We start from the raw sequence: 14803 nt of genomic DNA, 5'->3' as shown, positions 1-14803 counted from the left end.
GGTCAGGCGCGCCGGTTTCCAGCTATCGCGATTGAGCACCCGTCAGGTGGTCGCTCAGTCCCTCCATGGACGGAGCGGGACTTCGAGCGCGGAGACCGTCCGCTCCCCGCGATGGACCGTCATCGTCAAATCGCCCTCGGCCGGATAGCGCTCGAAAGTGTCGGCGTCGGCACCCGCGATGGCGAGGCGAAGACGATGGCCCTTGGTAATCTTGGCGGCAACCGGCGCCAAAAGCACCGTGACGTCCATCACCTCCCCCGGCGTTACCGAAAGCGCATCATCGCGCCTGAAGCTGGGCTCGCCATCGAGGTTCGTGCCCTCCTTCCGGCTCGCGAGCCGAAGCATACCTTCGGTGAGATAGGTGACTTTACCGTCCGGCCCGATATCCTCGAGATAAGCGAAGACCGCGGCATCCACCGCATTCACCGACAGGCTCAACCGCGCGAGCGGCCGACCGGCGAGTTCCATGTCGCGGCTCACGGGTTCGCTGTCGTAGACTAGGAGTTTGCGGTCTGCCGCCGCGCGATCATCGTACGACACGAACGCACCGCCAAGCTGCGTGCGCCACCGATTCGCCTCGCCTGTCGAAGCTGTGAAATCGACCGCATAGGTGTCGGCTCCGCGGGCCGAAGGTGTCGACTGGCTGAGCTTGCCGCTACCGGTCAGGGAGAAGCGCGACGTTTTGACGCCTGCCGGCGGCCAGACCGGCGTTTCCCGCCACGCCGTGGTGCCAAGCGGAACATAATGGATGACCCTCTTGGGAGGACGGCCGTCGATAGCGTCTTTCAGAAACGCGATCTGACGGCGCAATTGCTCCGGCCGTGCCATCAAATTGGCTTGCTTCGCGGCGAAGAAGGGATCGACCGACTGACCACCGCCGTGCGTCCAACTGCCGATGAACACTTCGGTCGGCACTGTTGGCAAGGTGACAAAGCGCTCGATCGCCGATGCGGCGGTCCCGGCGTCGAACCACGACGCCCAGACCTGCACGGGAACCCGGCGCTCGGCGATTGCAGCGGCCCGCGAGGCGGTGTTCATCGCGTCGACGCGGGCACCGCTCGGCCCGAAGTCGTCATGATAGAAGACGCCCGCCAGATCCCGATCGGACCGGAAGTTACGCTGGTGCTCAGCGATCGCCGCGCGCGCCTCGGCATAGTCCTCGTCGCCGTCGACCGGCTTGATATGCGCGAACGCCTTGCAGGCTTCGACGGCTCTCATGCAGGGCGCGGATATATCGGCGTCCCCCACCTTCTTACCCCACAGCGAGAGGAGCATGCGGTTCTTGACGCCGCCCGGATAGGTCAAATGGCGATAAGCGTCATATTCCGAATGCCGGACCAGCGAGGCCTTGAGTTCCGCAGCCCCTGTTGCGGTAGCGGTCTCGGCGGTATCCCCGGTGTAGGAATTTCCCGTCATTACCACGCTGCCGTCGGACCAGGACTGCGCGCCCGCCCAGCGGATTATCTCGGCAATGTCACCAAACTCCTCTTCCGAGAACTCCATCTTTCGCCAACCGTAAGACACGCCGGTGCCCCGCGCGTCGACGTAGATCACGTTGAAGCCCGCATCGATATAGGCCTGCGCCATTTGCTCGTCGCGGATTCCGCGCCCGTAGCGGGTCACCTGCATCATCACCGGCGACTTGCCGCCGGCCTGCGCGGCAGGGGTCAGCAGCACATCAGCCGCAATTTTCACCCCGTCAGACATGGTCACGTAGAGGGAGGTTTCGGCCGGCGCCGCATGGGCGCCCCCCGAACAGGCGAGCAGAATGGCAAGCGCTGCGGCGGCAACAGGCTTTTTCATCGGGCGGGCTCCTGCACGCGTTTGGCGACCACATGGCCATCGAGATAGTCGAACGAAACGGTTGCGGCTTTGCGTTTGCCGGCAAAGCGAATGACCATCTCCGTATCGAACGGCGCAACGAAGACGCCGCTGCCCTGGTTCAGGACCGGAAAGGTCACGTCGGAATCCCCCCGCACGGTGCCGCTGAAGGATATTGTCAGCTTGCCATCGACATAGCCCGCGACAGCCGTCTTCGGGCCCCAGCTCAAGGGGAACAGGCTATAAGCGCCGGTGTAGCGCGCAGCCTCCTTGGCGCCGAGCGGCAGCTCCTGAATGACTGGATCTGCAATCCCCAGAACTGCCCGCGCCACGCGCCGCTCTAGCGTCGATGGGGACGGGACGGCGCCCGAGCCATTCTCCAGCACGACGATGCTCAAGCTCTCCTTGGGATAAAAGGCCATTTGCGCTTTGAACCCGGGGATATCGCCGGCGTGGGCAAGCTTTCTCCGCCCGAAGAATTCACTCTCGATCAGGCCGGTGGGCAGGTAGCTCAGCACCGTACCGTCGGGTAACGTCGTCCGCTCGAACATCAGCTGGCGAACACGCTGCGGAACGCGCGCGAGATCGTTGATCGTCTCCATGAAGCGCGCCAGATCGGCGGCCGTGCTGTAATATCCCCCGCAGGCGAGCGTGATATCGGCGTCGATCCACGGCGCATTGGCGATCTTGCCGCCGGGCGCGACCACATACCCCCGAGCGCGGCCCGGCATGATCGGACTCCGCGCCCCATAATGCATATGGTCAAGCCCGTGCGGCTTGAGAATCTTTTCCTCGACGACATCCTCGTAGGGATGCCCCGTCACTTTCTCGATGATGACGCCAAGCAGATGATAGCCGGAATTGCTGTACCGGAACTGGGTGCCGGGTTCGAACTGCAACGGCAGCGGAGCGAAAGCGCGGGTCGGCTCGCCCCGGTCGAAATCGCGCGACCAGTCCTGCATCAGACCGGGCAGGAAAATATAGTCCTGAAGGCCCGCGGTATGAACGAGGAGCTGGCGCACGGTCACACTCCGCGCTGGTCCCTCATAATCTGGGAGCAGCTTGGCGACTGTGTCATCAAGCGAGAGCCGTCCCTCGGCAACGAGGCGCAGGATTGTCTGTGCGGTGATGCTTTTCGATACAGAGGCCAGCGCATAGACCGTCTTTGCCGAAACCGGAATATTCTGCTCGACGTCAGCCAGCCCCGCATAATATTCGTAGACGGTCTTGCCGTGCTTTCGAACCAGGACGGTGATGCTGGGAACGCCGGTCCGCTCTCTTTCCGCCGCCAACATGGCATCGAGACGCACTTTGAGATCAGCGCCGGCAACCGCACCGGCTACAGGGGGCGCTGCCTGTGCCTGCCCGGCGAGAGCGGGCGTGAGGAGCGCCGCGATGGCGAGTGCGCCGGCGGCGGAAAGACGGGTGAGATTCATCTACGGTCTCCAGACTCTAATGTTTCAATTCCGTATCCTGGGGCATTGTCGCGGTGGCGCAGGCTTGCCCGCCGGACCGCCATCGGAGGCGGGACCACCTCGCCGGGTCACCCTGGCAACCCGGCTGCCCGCCGCTTCAATTCGACCTTGTCCACCTTGCCGATCGGCAGCAGCGGCAGGTCGCCTTCGATCACCACCCGCTTCGGCACCTTGTAATTGGCAAGATGTTCGCGGCACCATGCCTCCAGCGCGGCCGATGTCAGGCCGGGCGCGCCGCTCACAAAAGCGACCCCCACCTCCTGCCAGAGCGGATCGGCAACAGAGACCACCGCTGCGAGAGCCACATCCGGGTGCCGTTCCAAGACCGCCTCGACTTCGCGCGGATAGACGTTGTAACCGCCGGACTTGTACATGTCCTTCAGCCGCCCGACGATGCGATACCGGCCGTCGGATCGGCGTTCGGCGAGGTCGCCGGTGCGAAAAAAACCGTCGGGCGTCATCGCATCATGCGTGGCTTGCGGCTTGCCCCAATAGCCCAGCAGATTGTAGCGCGAGCGGGTCCACACCTCCCCCGTTTCTCCATCGCCGACGTCACGCCCTTCGGCATCGACGAGCCGCACTTCGACGCCCGGCGACGCGCGGCCGACCGTCTGGCTCAACACCTCCACGTCATCGGTGGGCTCGACAACGGTGATGGCGCCGGCGGACTCGGTCATGCTGTAATTGGTCCCAAGCCGCGGACATATTTTCGCCAGCTGACGGATGGTGTCCTCGGGCATGGCGGCGCCCTCCCACAGGATCAATTGCACGGTGGACAAGTCGTAATCAGCAAAATCGGGCAGACCGAGCTGCATCTGGAAGACGCTCGGAACCGAACCCCATTGCGTCACGCCCTCGCGCGCCATGAGGGCAAGCGACCCTGCCGGATCGAACTGTTCCATCAGCACCATCGTTCCGCCGGCGATCAGGGTCGGAGCCGCAATGTCGACCAGGCATCCCACATGATTGACCGGAAAATAATTGAGGGTGACCATGGGAGCGCTTCGCCAGATCCGGTTTTGCACCAGCGATACCGAGCAAATTCCGTCATGGTGGAGGATCGCGCCCTTGGGTGTTCCCGTCGATCCGGATGTGTAGACGATCAGGCAGGGATCGCGTCCGCCGCAAGCCCCCCGTGCGTCCGCAAGAGCGATTTCGGAGATGGCTGCGCCACCCGCGATGAAGTCCGCCATCGGAATCAAGCCCGGCAGCGGTGGCTCGCCTTCGAAAGCCACGATCTTGCGGTCCAACGCGGCAAGTCTCGCCAGTTCTTCCGCATAGCTTCGGCCAGCGACATTCGTCCGGGTCAGAATCACCGCTGGCGCGGAATCCTCAACCGCATGGACAAGCTCGTCAACCCGGTACCTCGGGTTGAGGCCGACCCAGATCGCGCCGATCGATATGGCGGCCAGAAAGGCGATGGCGAATTCCGGCCGCGGTGTCTGGAGCGTTGCGACCCGGTCGCCTTTGGCCACGCCGGCGGCGAGGAACGCGCGCGCCAGACTGTCCACCTGTGCCGACAGCGCAGCATAGCTAATATGTTCGCCTTCAAAGGCCAGAGCGACAGCGGCCGGCGTCTGCTCGGCATGGTGCCGGACATAGTCGCTCAGACGCGGCAGAAGCTGGGCAGTCATGACAAAATAATCCTTTCCCTGCGCAGCACCAATGGCAGCGACAACAGCATCAATCCCGCCGGAACGATCAGCATGAAAACCGCGAGGCTTTCCGCTTTGCCGCCGGCAAATGACAAAGCGGTCCCCGCCGCGGCGGGCCCCAGACCGAGGCCAAGCTTTTCGCCCGCCGTCCACAGGCCAGTCATCGTGCCCTCGGAAGTGACCTCGTCGCCCTTCCGTGTCGCGTGGGCGATATGCGCCAGCAGGGTGAATGGCAGCACCTGGAGCCCTGCAAACGGAATGCCCATCAAGCCAAAGGCAAGCAGTACCGACGGCCAGTCTGCGCCCCGCTCCGCCGCCAGGCCGACGCCCGCTGCGGTCGCCGCATAAAAAAGCGCCGCGGCCGCCAGCATAGGTCGCTCGCCAAAGCGACGACCGAGCCATGACCACAAGGGTATGCTAACCGCCGTGACGAGGACCATCGCCCCGAGCGCCAGACCGACGTCCCCCTCGCCGCGATGCCAGACGCGCGTCACAAGGTAGGGCGCGGCTGCAGATACGGCGCCCGTCGCGATGATCTGGAGCAGATAGGCAGACGCCAACCCTGCAAAAGGTCTGTTTCGAACGGCGCGCTTGAGTGCTGCAACCAGATCGATCGGTTTCGCGACCGCCAATCGGGGATGGTCGCTCTTTCGCAGCATCCGGATGGGGGGGATCATCGCGAGCACGCAGCAGGCGGCGACGATCGCTCCCATTGCGGCGTAACCGGCTCGCCCGCCGCCAAAGCCGGCGACCATCATTGGCGCGATCCCGGCGCCGAGCAGGACACCCAACATGGCGACGACCATGCGGGCCGAGACCATGTTGCCGCGCACCCTGTCGCCGTCCGTAAGTTCGGCGGGCAACGCAATATAGGGCACGGCAAACATCGAGTAGGCCGTAGCCATGGCGAAGTAGGCAATCGCGACCCAGGCGAAGGTCTGTGTCGTCGAGAGTCCAGCCGGCGGCGCGAACAGCGCCGCGAAGCAGAGCCCCACCCCGGCGGCCCCGACGACCATGAACGGCCGCCGCCGGCCAAAGCGGCTGCGCGTCCGATCAGACCATGCCCCCACGAACGGGTCCCAGATGATAGCCCAGACCTTTGGCAGAAATACCGCTGCGGCGGCCCAGCCAGGAGGCAGACGCAGGATTTCGGTGCAGAAGTAAAGCAGCAGGACGGTGGGAACCGTCGAAAAGACCCCTGTCCCGATCGACCCCGTGGCGTAGCCCGCAACACCCCCGCGCCCGAGGCGAGGCATTGCATTCGCGTCAGAAAAAATGGTCACAGGTGCGGGCTCCGTCCGGCGGCTCCAGCGCTCCGGGTCCGCTCCACGCGCGATGACGTGCAGCGGCAACGGAGAGCGTCGGCCGGTGGTCGCTGATCAGAATCGATAGCCAAGGCGCACGCCATAAGTCCGCGGCGCGCCATAGTCTTCGCGTATCTGGGTCTGACCAATGATATCGAGGTCGCTCGACCTCCCGCGGCTGATAACATAGGTATCGTCGAAGAGATTGTTGGCAAAGGCGAAGATCGACCAACCCTGCCCGGCCTCGAAGCCGACCCGCAGATTCACGACCGAAAAGCCCTTCAGCCTGGATTCCCGATCGGTCGGCGAAGCCGGGGACGCGCTGCGATAGGCATAGTCGGCGCGCAGGATCATATCGCCCGCGGAGGTGATCGAAAGACGATACTCGCCGCCGAGGTTGGCAGTCCACTTCGGTCCACCCAGCGATGCACCCGTGAAATCGTCACCCGCAGCTGTGGCATTACGGAAGTCGGTATAGACCGCATCCGAATAGCCAAGGCCGCCGTCGAGGGTCAGGCCCGTCAACGGGACGGCATTGAAGTCCAGCTCGACCCCGCGACTGCGCGCGGCGCCAGCGTTGGTGGTACGGAAACCCGCGGCGCCGCCCACGAACTGCGTGACCTGAATGTCGTTGTAACGCTGCTCGAAGGCCGCTCCGTTCAGCCGGAGCCGGCCATCGAACAACATCGTCTTCAGGCCCGCCTCGTAAACGACGATCCGCTCTGAACCGAACTGAATGCTGTCGGCCGAGAAAATCGGAGCAGACGAGGCGACGAAATCGGCGTTCCAGCCGCCGCTTTTGAAGCCGCGGGAAACGCGCGCATAACCGAAAATATCCGGAGTGAACCGGTAGTCGATGGTGAGGGTCGGCGAGACGTCATCATCTGCGATCCTGTCCCGCGCATCGACGATATTGTTGTAGGGAAGAAACGGAACGCCCTGCTGGCTGAACTGCAGCTTCTTCTTTTCCCGGGTGTAGCGCAGGCCCGCGGTGACAGAGAGCGCATCGGTGAAGCGATAGGTGCCGCTGACAAAGGCCGCGAAAGAGCGGGTATCGACGCGGCTCTGCGCGCGCAGCGCCAGCCCCGACAGTCCGCTGTCCGCACCGAGCAGTACCGAGCGATCGCTCTTTCCGCCCTGATCGAAATAATAGAGGCCGGCAACATAGGTGAAATCCTCACCGCGCGGCGATTGCAAACGAATCTCCTGGCTGAACTGGTTGAGCCGGTCGTCATAGTCGGTAATCAACAGGTCGAGCGATGTGTCGTCCAGGTCCATATCGGGAATGGCATAGCGCAGGCCGCGCCTGGCCGTGATCGAGACGAGCTCGAAACCGCCCGGAAGTTCATAATTTGCCGTCAGGGACAGCCCCTTGATCGTCCGTTTTTCGACATTGGAGCGATTCACATCGACGGTGCGCGGGCCAGGCGTCGCGCCAAGGCCCGAGAATATTTCGCTGTCGTTGGAAATCTGATCATTATGCGCATAATCCCCGCGCAACGTCAGCGCGAGTTTGTCCGTCGCTTCCCAGCGTAATTCGCCGCGCGCGCCCTTGGCGCCTTCGCTTCCCACCGCCCGCGGCCCCGTCCCGGCGGAACGGCGGTTGGACAGATATCCATCGTGCTGGCTGCTGAACCAGCTGAGTTTCCCGTATAGCCGGTCCGCGATGATCGGGCCACGCAGGCCGCCCTCGCTGCGGCGCAGCTTATAGTTTCCGGCCTCGACAAACAGCTCGCCGTGCGGGGTGTTGCCCGGGGTCTCGGTCACGATATTGATCGCCCCGGCGATCGTGTTTTTCCCGAACAGCGTACCCTGCGGGCCGCGCAGCACCTCGACTCGCGCTACGTCGCTCAACCCCTGGGTGAATGAACTGGTACGCCCCATATAGACACCATCGACATAGACCCCGAGACCGCTCTCGAAGCCGATATTGCGCGCACCGGTGTTGATCCCGCGGACGATGAAATTGGGATTGAGGTCGCCGCGCTTGAACAAGGTCAGATTGGGCACCGTGAATTGGAGATCCGAGGCATTGTTCACGCCCTTGGACTCAAGAACACTGCTCGTGAGCGCGGTGATCGACAAGGGTGTGCGCTGCAGATTCTCCGACGTTTTTTGCGCCGTGACGACGATGGTTTCGACCGCGTAGCCATCTTCGGCAGCACTGACCTCTACTCCGTCCTGCGCATGAACATGAGGCGCGCAGGCCAATGCGACCACCAGCGCCCCCGCCGAGACAAAAGACTTCAGTGAAAACATCATCGCCCTCCCAGTATCTGGATATAGACATCCATATCTATATACTGCCAACCATTGTCAAGCGGGCGCGACGATGCGAGGCACGGAAACAAGATGGCAGCGCCGAATGGAGATGAAGAAGCATCATGACCAGGATCAACCCGGACCCAGGCTCGACCCTCAAAACGCAAGTCGACGGACTTGGGGAATATTCCGCTTTTCTCGCGCAGCGCCTTGCCGATAGCAGCGGCCTCAAGCGCAGCGAGAGAACGCGCTTGACCTTGTTGATCGGAGCGGCTCGCGCGTTGAATGCGCAAGGGTTGCGAATGGCCACGGTCGAGACGATCGTTCAGGCCGCCGGTCTCAGCCATTCGACATTTTACCTGCACTTTCCCAGCAAAAATGCGATCGCGGCCACTGCGTTGACAGGATTCATGGATGACATGCTGGCAGTCGGTCGCCATGGCCCTCCGCCTGCTGATGACTATGATCGTGCCAGCCGCGCGACACTTCATTATGTCCGCGCGTTCCGCGCAAATCCGGGCCTGGCACGCTCACTGCTGCAATTGAACGACGAAGAGGACGCGGTCTTCGACGACACCCGCGCCAAGTTCGGGGCCGCATGGTACGCTCAATCGACGCACAGCCTGCTCAAGCATTTTCCCGGCGCCAAGGCCGATCAGCGGCAGCTCACCTTTGCTATCAGCGCAATGGGGGGAATGATCGACGACTTTCTGAGGCGCTGGGTCGTGCATCGCCAGCCCGAGCTGGTCGCGCTGGTGAACGACGTCGCTCCCACCGATGAAGCCGTCGCCGAAGCGCTGACGGTATTGTGGTGGCGTGCACTGGTCGGCGAGCCGCCGAAGACCAAGGCTCCGATTGCGAAGACTCTCGCGACCGGCATCGGCGAGACACCCTGACCTGCCCTCCCGCCGAATCGACAGAAGAAATCAGAACGGCGATCCGCAATTGCAGCCCGCACGTGCCGGGCGCGTTGCGCGACCCGGATAGCGCCACCCAAAATTGCCCTGCCCCGTAGCAACTGACCCAGTCGACGCGCGCATCCCCCTATACCTCAAATCCTTGCGGTCCATGCTCACACGCGAGCCACGGACACAGCGCGCCTGACGCAAATCTGACGACGCGCGCTGCAATATATATGGACATGTACATCTATATATATATTTAGACCCAGGACCGAAGTTGCAGCGCTAACTTCGGGTCCGGGCATTGGGTAGGATGAAGCATATCTTGTTGGCAAAAGGCTTATGGCAGACGCAGCTGCGACCAATGTCGGCCGCAGCTGACGCCGACACGATTGCGCCTGACGCACGCGCCGGCGCGCGGGGAACTCCCCTCGCCCTTGCCGATCGCGCACGCCACCCGAAGATCGGCTGACCCTCAGGCCGTCCACGCCCGGTGCCCCCACCACATGAAGGAAAGCAAATGTCACCAGTTCTCTACGACGTTGAATCGGGCGTCGCGACAATCAGCCTCAACCGGCCAGAACGTCTCAACGCCATCAGCCGCAACCTCATCGAGAGCCTGAACGAGGCGCTCGATCGGGCTGCAGCGGATGCGGCCGTAAAGGTCATCTTGCTGACCGGCGAAGGTCGCGCTTTCTGTGCCGGTGACGACCTGGTCGAATTCACAGAGATGGCTGGCGAAACGTCGTTGGCAGAGGCCATGATAAATGATTTGCAGGGCGTCACCCGACGCATCATGCTCGGGGAGAAGCCGGTTATCTGCGCGGCGCGCGGCTGGGCAGTGGGCGGGGGAGCCTCCTGGCTGGTCAACGCCGACTTTCTCGTCCTGGCCGACGATGCGGTTCTCTTTTGCCCGGAAGCCACCTACGGCCTTTTTCCCACAGGGGGCATGACCATCCTTTTGAACGAGCGTTGCGGCGCCGAACAGGCGGCCCGTGTGCTGTGGCTGGGTGACCGGCTAACCGCAGCTCGTATGGCCGAACTCGGATTCACAAAAGATATCTGCCCGGCAGCCGACGTCGCGCCTCGCGCCATCGCGCTCGCAAGAAAAATTGCCGATCTGCCTGCAACCTCAAGACAACGCTACAAGCGCGCGCGCGCCGCAGCCATCGCGCCGCGCCTTGAGGAAGCCATGGCCTTCGAGGCCCAATGCTGCCTCGAAGCATCTCACGACCCTGCGGTTCGTCGCCGGGTCGCGGAAGAGAGTGGCGTCCGGACGCCCTGATATGAACCGGGCACACGAAAAATCCCGCCCGAAAAACTCGTTCGATGGGCCATCGCGACCGGCCAGGCCAGGTCTCGCAAGACCGACCCTTTCGAACCGAATTCCGAGAAAAGAGAGAATTCTGTGAACGACGAACATGGCATATTTGTAGCCCTGGTCCTGGGAATCCTCGAGGGCCTTACCGAGTTTTTGCCGGTCTCCTCGACCGGGCATTTGCTCCTGACGGGACATTTCTTCGGCATCAGCCAACCGGCGACGTTCGTCGTGCTCATCCAGTTGGGGGCAATCCTGGCGGTGCTCACCGTCTATTTCGCCAAGTTGATCGCGCTCATTCGCGATGCCTTTGCCGGCAAGGCATATGCCTGGCACTTTGCCGCAGCGGTCGTGCTCGCCAGTTTTCCCGGCGCGCTGGCGGGGGTCCTGTTCCGCGATTTCATCCAGCAGGTCATCTACGAATCTCCGTTCGTGATATGCCTCACCCTTCTTCTCGGCGGGCTTGTCCTGCTGGCCGTCGATCGTATGCCGATCGAGCGGAAGTATGACGATATCTATCGCTACCCCTGGTATCTCGCGTTGATTATCGGCCTGTTCCAGATGATTGCGCTGATCCCCGGAGTATCACGCTCGGGCGCGACCGTCGTGGGCGCGATGTTGTTTGGCGCCAGCAAGCGCTCGGCTGCAGAATTTACCTTTTTCATCGCGCTGCCGATCATGATCGGCGCTTTCGGGTATGATTTTTACAAGAGCCGCCACCTGATCGACGCAGACCTCGGAATGCATATTGCCGTGGGCTTTGCGGCTGCATTCGTCGTCGGCGCGCTTGTCGTCCGATATCTTCTCACTTTCGTCTCGCGTCACGGCTTTGCGCCCTTTGCCTATTGGCGAATTCTGGTCGGCGGGGCGGGCCTGGTTGCTTTATCACTGCCAGCCTGAGGGGCTACCTTGGTCTCTCAGCGGGCAGAGCGTTGCGCGAGGATGGCTAGCGAGGCCGGAAGGACATGCCCCGAATGCCCTGCGCGCGCACCGACAAACCGCAGGAGCCGTCGCATAGACCACTCCGCCGTTCGGTTCGCGGCAAACGGTTGACGCCCGGCAGTGAATAAGAGATGCGATGCCGGGCGACAATCGGCGAACTCGGAACGCATGAAGTGGCCGGGAAGTTGTGACGATACGGCGAAAAACGCATCTATGCAGATCGGCCCAGGGCATAGATCGGGCGTATCGAGACGAGCTGTTGCCGTGTGCTGGCGTCACGCGGGCGCATGGCACACGGCTTCCACATTATTGCCGTCAGGATCCAGGACGAACGCGGCATAATAATTCGGGTGATAGTGAGAGCGAATGCCGGGCGGGCCATTGTCTCGCCCGCCAGCCGTCAGGGCTGCTTCATAAAAGGCATCGATATCGGCACGTGAAGACGCCGAGAAGGCAATGTGCACCCCCTCCCCAGTGGAGGCTCCATTACTGATCCAAAAGGACGGCTTGCCGGCAACGCCATAACCGATGCCGTGATATCCCCCCGTTTCTGCAGGCGTGACCTCCATGATCGGGACGATGCTCAGAGCCGCAAGTGCCGCATCGTAAAATTGCTTCGACATGTTCAGATCGGCAACGCCAATCCCCAGATGGTCGATCAAATCCATTCTCCCCTTCCCGCGATAGCCGTCGCGGATAGCCACGATCCGCGGTGTCTGCACGATCACAGCAACACAAAAAACCGCCGACAGTATGACGCCGGAACCTCCGGAGAAGCAGAATTTCTCTCGGCGCACCGGCTATTGGTGCCCATAACCGATCGCCCGCATCGATGGCATATTGCGTCCGTAGCGGAAAGCTCTCATCCGCTGGACATGTTTAAGTCATCAAACAAACACGGCGTGGTCGCTCGCGCTTACATGCCCTCGGATCAGCATGCCTGCCTCGGCCTGTTTGACGGCAATGTCCCCGCCTTTTTCTCACTGTCGGAGCGGCAGGACTTCGAACAGTTCCTATCTCGGCAGGCGTTGGAGCCGCCTTACCATGTACTGGAATGTGATGGTCGGATCGTTGGCTGCGGCGGATTGATCGTCGAGGAGGACGGCATAACCGCCAGCCTGTGCTGGGGCATGGTCGATAGACAGCTCCAAGGAAAGGGCCTTGGGCGCGCGCTCACCGAATTGAGATTGCGTTCGGCCGCAGCAATCCCTGGCGTTATGCAGGTCAGGCTTGATACGAGTCAGCATACTCAGGGGTTCTACGCCCGGTTTGGGTTTGAAGCCTTGAAGGTCACCCAGGACGGCTACGGACCGGGTTTAGATCGGTGGGATATGCTGTTGTGATTTGACGAACACCAGCGCCTCATATGGCAGGCGGGTTGCTAATAGCGTCCGATGGCATTTCATCATGTGGCTGCAGTGCGGCCGCGGCGGAGTCGTACCGCCGCGCTTGGCCGGTAGCGGCCTGTCCGCTCGCACCTCGGAGATCGCGAAAGCGGACGTTCACCGAAGCTAATCATGGAAGCGTAGCAGGTCCGAACCAGCTATCGCAGAAAGGGATGCATGGGCTTCCCGTCCAGGTCCGGGGCCGCCCCACGCGCGACTGCGAGGAGGAGTTGCGCGGCCTTATCGCAGACTCTCGCGCGGAAGCGTGGGGTCATTGGCGTCAGATCGACGCCAATAGTCTCTAGCCGCCGCAACGCCGCTTTCGGTCAGCCTGTATCGCTCGGAATTATCAGGGCTCGGGCACAACAAGCCGAGGCGTATCAGCGGCGCAACGGCTCCGTCGCCAACGGAGCGGTCACGCCGTTCGCCACGGCGCATCCGAGCCCGACGGTTTAGCGAGATCATGCATCTTGCGGCATTGTCGCCAGCAGCGCGGTAGCTGCCAGCGCCAGTAGCGCAAGGACGAGAAAAAGTGCTCCAAAACCGAACCCCGGAACCACCGAGATCGCAATCCAGGGCATCACGAGCGACGGTACTGTGTTGGTGAGGTTGAAAATTCCGATGCCGCGACCCCGTCGCGCGGAATCGGTCAGGACCCGTAACGTCTGACTGGAGTGCAGCGCGAGGAAGGCTGCATTCGCTGTCGCGAACAGAAAATAGGCAAGCTTCGCGGCGGCGGGCGTTCCAGCCATCGCCATCGCCGCGAGCGCACCTCCCGCAACCGCTGAAAGGCAAGCGAGGGCAACAAAGGGATACCCCCGTCTGTCTGTCCAGCGACCGAGCACGAAGGCCACGACGACCGAGGTCGAAAGGCCACTCGCAAACAGAATCGTCTTGCCGCCGTCGCCCATTGTGGAGTCGAGGGCACGGAGCCAAAAATAGAGATAGGTTGCAAGCGCTGCGCCGGAGACCTGCATCAGCAGACGCGCCGCCCACATGCGAACCGCCGCCGGGGCAAAGCGGGACGGAGGTACTCCGATATCATATTGCAGGCCCGGTGAATGCGTCAGGCGTCGAGGATATCCGAATATCAGCAGGGGCAGAACCAACATTGCGGTAGTCGCCGCGATGGCCGGAATTTTTGCGTCGAGCGAGCCCCCTGCGGTCGGCAACAGGATGCCCGACCAGGCTCCCAGCGCGGGCGCGATCGAAAGCAGGCCGCCAAGCAGCCCCTTCTGTCCATCGGGAACGATATCGCCTGCCCAGGCAATGAGCGGCACGAGCAAAAGGTTGAGCGCGAATTGCCAGGCCACGACCAACCCGAGGAGCCCGCCGATGGTATCGCATCGCGCTATCGCCAGTTGAAGCAGGATCGTTGCCGCCAACCCGGTGCCGATCCATATTCGGCGGGTTCGTGTGCGGTCGCTCAGCCACCCGGACAGAACGCCGGAGACGCTTGCCGCGACCGCTCCGGCAAAGATGATGTAGCCGAGCCAGCGGATGTCGTCGGCACCCGCGAGCTCGGTGACGCGCGCCGGGAGGATGAGCACCAAGAAGGGTGTATAGGCGACGACACCTCCCGCATAGGCGAGCGCATAGAGGAGCAGGAAGCTCATAGGCTGCCTCGCCGCTCCTTCGACTGCGCTTTCAATTGCCATGCGTCATGTCCCGACTCAGGCGCTTCGCTCGTCGCCATCCGACGGTCCTGCATAGCGCGACCGGCCAACATGTCACGGCCG

The 14803-nt window shown here is 62.5% G+C and carries 11 protein-coding genes; 4 read left to right on the top strand and 7 right to left on the bottom strand.

The window, feature by feature from the left end; all coding sequences use genetic code 11:
- Nucleotides 1-54: 54 nt before the first annotated feature.
- The 5 genes from AC1RRJ_RS03880 to AC1RRJ_RS03860 form a co-directional block, all read right to left on the bottom strand.
- Nucleotides 55-1803 carry a CocE/NonD family hydrolase gene (locus AC1RRJ_RS03880; protein WP_493120391.1) on the bottom strand — a complete coding sequence of 583 codons (1749 nt, stop codon included), beginning with the start codon at nucleotides 1801-1803 and terminating at the stop codon, nucleotides 55-57.
- Nucleotides 1800-3257 carry a serine hydrolase domain-containing protein gene (locus AC1RRJ_RS03875; RefSeq protein ID WP_493120390.1) on the bottom strand — a complete coding sequence of 486 codons (1458 nt, stop codon included), beginning with the start codon at nucleotides 3255-3257 and terminating at the stop codon, nucleotides 1800-1802. Before AC1RRJ_RS03875 ends, AC1RRJ_RS03880 begins: the two co-directional genes overlap by 4 nt.
- A 107-nt stretch (nucleotides 3258-3364) precedes the next feature.
- Nucleotides 3365-4930 (bottom strand): class I adenylate-forming enzyme family protein, encoded by a 1566-nt coding sequence (locus AC1RRJ_RS03870; RefSeq protein WP_493120702.1) that lies wholly within the window; start codon nucleotides 4928-4930, stop codon nucleotides 3365-3367.
- Nucleotides 4927-6303: an MFS transporter gene (locus tag AC1RRJ_RS03865; RefSeq protein WP_493120388.1), complete on the bottom strand. Its 1377-nt coding sequence runs from the start codon at nucleotides 6301-6303 to the stop codon at nucleotides 4927-4929. The genes AC1RRJ_RS03870 and AC1RRJ_RS03865 overlap by 4 nt, the downstream gene beginning before the upstream one ends.
- 27 nt (nucleotides 6304-6330) lie before the next feature.
- Nucleotides 6331-8517: a TonB-dependent receptor gene (locus tag AC1RRJ_RS03860; protein ID WP_493120387.1), complete on the bottom strand. Its 2187-nt coding sequence runs from the start codon at nucleotides 8515-8517 to the stop codon at nucleotides 6331-6333.
- A gap of 122 nt (nucleotides 8518-8639) precedes the next feature.
- On the opposite strand from AC1RRJ_RS03860, the gene AC1RRJ_RS03855 reads away from it, so the two are divergent.
- The 3 genes from AC1RRJ_RS03855 to AC1RRJ_RS03845 all read left to right on the top strand — a co-directional run bounded on the left by AC1RRJ_RS03855 (nucleotide 8640) and on the right by AC1RRJ_RS03845 (nucleotide 11637).
- Complete coding sequence (locus AC1RRJ_RS03855; protein WP_493120386.1) at nucleotides 8640-9413, top strand: TetR/AcrR family transcriptional regulator; 774 nt, start codon at nucleotides 8640-8642, stop codon at nucleotides 9411-9413.
- A 526-nt stretch (nucleotides 9414-9939) separates the two neighbouring features.
- On the top strand, nucleotides 9940-10704 hold the full coding sequence (locus AC1RRJ_RS03850; RefSeq protein WP_493120385.1) for an enoyl-CoA hydratase/isomerase family protein: 765 nt from the start codon (nucleotides 9940-9942) through the stop codon (nucleotides 10702-10704).
- A 123-nt stretch (nucleotides 10705-10827) separates the two neighbouring features.
- Nucleotides 10828-11637: an undecaprenyl-diphosphate phosphatase gene (locus tag AC1RRJ_RS03845; RefSeq protein WP_493120384.1), complete on the top strand. Its 810-nt coding sequence runs from the start codon at nucleotides 10828-10830 to the stop codon at nucleotides 11635-11637.
- Nucleotides 11638-11954: 317 nt separating this feature from the next.
- On the opposite strand, the gene AC1RRJ_RS03840 is transcribed toward AC1RRJ_RS03845, so the two are convergent.
- Nucleotides 11955-12347 carry a VOC family protein gene (locus AC1RRJ_RS03840; RefSeq protein WP_493120383.1) on the bottom strand — a complete coding sequence of 131 codons (393 nt, stop codon included), beginning with the start codon at nucleotides 12345-12347 and terminating at the stop codon, nucleotides 11955-11957.
- Between AC1RRJ_RS03840 and AC1RRJ_RS03835 the strand changes: the two genes are divergently transcribed.
- Nucleotides 12330-13022, top strand: coding sequence for a GNAT family N-acetyltransferase (locus tag AC1RRJ_RS03835; protein ID WP_493120382.1), 693 nt, complete (start codon nucleotides 12330-12332; stop codon nucleotides 13020-13022). The two genes, AC1RRJ_RS03840 and AC1RRJ_RS03835, sit on opposite strands and share 18 nt — an antisense overlap.
- Before the next feature lie 503 nt (nucleotides 13023-13525).
- Here AC1RRJ_RS03835 and AC1RRJ_RS03830 read toward each other — a convergent pair.
- On the bottom strand, nucleotides 13526-14614 hold the full coding sequence (locus tag AC1RRJ_RS03830) for an MFS transporter (RefSeq protein WP_493120701.1): 1089 nt from the start codon (nucleotides 14612-14614) through the stop codon (nucleotides 13526-13528).
- Nucleotides 14615-14803: the final 189 nt, after the last annotated feature.

This window comes from Sphingopyxis sp. GW821-FHT12C06 (genome assembly GCF_058807415.1).
Note: the sequence above shows the minus strand (reverse complement) of the source record. Positions and strands in the feature narration are given on the sequence as shown.

Bases quoted from the DNA above. Each gene is read 5' to 3' on its own strand.
- AC1RRJ_RS03880 (WP_493120391.1), bottom strand. From the start codon at position 1,803: ATGAAAAAGCCTGTTGCCGCCGCAGCGCTTGCCATTCTGCTCGCCTGT.
- AC1RRJ_RS03875 (WP_493120390.1), bottom strand. From the start codon at position 3,257: ATGAATCTCACCCGTCTTTCCGCCGCCGGCGCACTCGCCATCGCGGCG.
- AC1RRJ_RS03870 (WP_493120702.1), bottom strand. From the start codon at position 4,930: ATGACTGCCCAGCTTCTGCCGCGTCTGAGCGACTATGTCCGGCACCAT.
- AC1RRJ_RS03860 (WP_493120387.1), bottom strand. From the start codon at position 8,517: ATGATGTTTTCACTGAAGTCTTTTGTCTCGGCGGGGGCGCTGGTGGTC.
- AC1RRJ_RS03855 (WP_493120386.1), top strand. From the start codon at position 8,640: ATGACCAGGATCAACCCGGACCCAGGCTCGACCCTCAAAACGCAAGTC.
- AC1RRJ_RS03850 (WP_493120385.1), top strand. From the start codon at position 9,940: ATGTCACCAGTTCTCTACGACGTTGAATCGGGCGTCGCGACAATCAGC.
- AC1RRJ_RS03835 (WP_493120382.1), top strand. From the start codon at position 12,330: ATGGTCGATCAAATCCATTCTCCCCTTCCCGCGATAGCCGTCGCGGAT.
- AC1RRJ_RS03840 (WP_493120383.1), bottom strand. From the start codon at position 12,347: ATGGATTTGATCGACCATCTGGGGATTGGCGTTGCCGATCTGAACATG.